This is a genomic window from Streptomyces sp. NPDC087270 (genome assembly GCF_044744625.1).
Taxonomy (GTDB): domain Bacteria; phylum Actinomycetota; class Actinomycetes; order Streptomycetales; family Streptomycetaceae; genus Actinacidiphila.
The window spans coordinates 1-1055 of sequence record NZ_JBIUYR010000052.1 but is presented as its reverse complement, the minus strand read 5'-3'; the positions used below and the strand labels follow the sequence as shown (position 1 = coordinate 1055).

Annotated in this window: 1 rRNA gene; it reads right to left on the bottom strand. The window is 55.7% G+C overall.

The window, feature by feature from the left end:
• Positions 1–1055: ribosomal RNA gene (locus ACIPAE_RS39790) — 23S ribosomal RNA — on the bottom strand; the annotation flags it as partial.

Below are 1055 nucleotides of genomic sequence, written 5' to 3'. Positions count from 1 at the left end.
CACTGTCCCTGATCCGGATCACGGACCGAGGTTAGACATCCAGCACGACCAGAGTGGTATTTCAACGACGACTCCACCACGGCTGGCGCCGCGATATCAAAGTCTCCCACCTATCCTACACAAGCCGAACCGAACACCAATATCAAGCTATAGTAAAGGTCCCGGGGTCTTTCCGTCCTGCTGCGCGAAACGAGCATCTTTACTCGTAGTGCAATTTCACCGGGCCTATGGTTGAGACAGTCGAGAAGTCGTTACGCCATTCGTGCAGGTCGGAACTTACCCGACAAGGAATTTCGCTACCTTAGGATGGTTATAGTTACCACCGCCGTTTACTGGCGCTTAAGTTCTCAGCTTCGCCCTGTCGAAACAGGACTAACCGGTCCCCTTAACGTTCCAGCACCGGGCAGGCGTCAGTCCGTATACATCGCCTTACGGCTTCGCACGGACCTGTGTTTTTAGTAAACAGTCGCTTCTCGCTGGTCTCTGCGGCCACCCCCAGCTCACACCGTAAAGATGATCACCGGAAGTGGCCCCCCTTCTCCCGAAGTTACGGGGGCATTTTGCCGAGTTCCTTAACCATAGTTCACCCGAACGCCTCGGTATTCTCTACCTGACCACCTGAGTCGGTTTAGGGTACGGGCCGCCATGAAACTCGCTAGAGGCTTTTCTCGACAGCATAGGATCATCCACTTCACCACAATCGGCTCGGCATCAGGTCTCAGACTTCATGTGTGACGGATTTACCTACCACACGTCCTACACCCTTACCCCGGGACAACCACCGCCCGGGCTGGACTACCTTCCTGCGTCACCCCATCGCTTACCTACTACAAGTCCGGTTCAGCGGCTCCACCACTCCCCCTCACTCCGAAGAGATCAGAGGCGGCTTCACGGCCTTAGCATCGCTCGGTTCAGTACTGGGCGTTTCAAAGCGGGTACCGGAATATCAACCGGTTGTCCATCGACTACGCCTGTCGGCCTCGCCTTAGGTCCCGACTTACCCTGGGCAGATCAGCTTGACCCAGGAACCCTTAGTCAATCGGCGCAAGAGTTTC